The organism is Levilactobacillus parabrevis ATCC 53295, from assembly GCF_001434055.1.
In the GTDB taxonomy this organism is placed as follows: domain Bacteria; phylum Bacillota; class Bacilli; order Lactobacillales; family Lactobacillaceae; genus Levilactobacillus; species Levilactobacillus parabrevis.
Window position 1 is genome coordinate 1 of record NZ_AZCZ01000103.1, and the last position, 839, is coordinate 839.

Consider the following 839-nt stretch of genomic DNA (forward strand, 5'->3'; position numbering starts at 1 on the left):
CCCGCCTCCTGTAAAATTTTAAAATCGACTATCTGATCTGTAATATAGATCTTTGTGAAATATATATGACATCTAAAAAGAGGATTAAGACTGATGCTTCTTTACCCACTCCGCTAAGGTAAGCATAATTTCTTCATTATCTGGACTATTTATCACACTTAATATTAGGTTCTCACCTTCAGCATCACTGAAGCCCAATCTATACCCATTAATCTTTAGGAAAGTCAATCCTGACAAGAGCGCCGTTCGTTTATTGCCATCCATAAAAATATGCTTTCTTGTTATCTTTTGTACGATGAATGCCGCCTTAATCCAGATGTTGGGATAGAGTTCTTTGCCAAAGATTACTTGTTGCGGCTGTTCAACAACAATATCTAACCCTTGTGGATATTGTATGCCAAATGACTGACTCTGCGCGTGATCTAAAACCAGCTTATTAATTTCTATAAATTCTTCTTTAGTCAAAAAGATCATAAGTCTTCTAGTCGTTTCATTAAATCAGCGTGCTCATCAAACAGATCATTAGCAGCTTCTAAAATATTTGGCCTAACGTTTTCAACCTTTCTAAAGGTAACTTCTTTTCCATCAGGAGAGATAATCTTTTCAAAAGTTGTTTCTCCATCAACGTTTAAAAATTCACGATCCTTTTTTGAGAGTCGAAAAGCGTAGGAATTTCCATTCTTAAAAAGCTTTACCGATTCATTTAAATCTTCTGGATTAATCATGACAAGTCGCTCCTTCACTTTATGTACATACATTATATCCTCTAGTACATACGAAACCCATTTATAACACTTACTCGGAGAATTAATCCTTGCCGGAAGCTGCTGACAAGATGC

The 839-nt window shown here is 35.6% G+C and carries 2 protein-coding genes; both read right to left on the minus strand.

Annotated elements, in window-relative coordinates; translation table 11 throughout:
* Positions 1-84: 84 nt before the first annotated feature.
* Positions 85-474, minus strand: a complete 390-nt coding sequence (locus FD07_RS11925; protein ID WP_020089319.1) for a type II toxin-antitoxin system death-on-curing family toxin — start codon at positions 472-474, stop codon at positions 85-87.
* Positions 471-725 carry an AbrB/MazE/SpoVT family DNA-binding domain-containing protein gene (locus tag FD07_RS11930; protein ID WP_020089318.1) on the minus strand — a complete coding sequence of 85 codons (255 nt, stop codon included), beginning with the start codon at positions 723-725 and terminating at the stop codon, positions 471-473. Before FD07_RS11930 ends, FD07_RS11925 begins: the two co-directional genes overlap by 4 nt.
* Positions 726-839 lie beyond the last annotated feature (114 nt).

Bases quoted from the DNA above. Each gene is read 5' to 3' on its own strand.
- FD07_RS11925 (WP_020089319.1), bottom strand. From the start codon at position 474: ATGATCTTTTTGACTAAAGAAGAATTTATAGAAATTAATAAGCTGGTT.
- FD07_RS11930 (WP_020089318.1), bottom strand. From the start codon at position 725: ATGATTAATCCAGAAGATTTAAATGAATCGGTAAAGCTTTTTAAGAAT.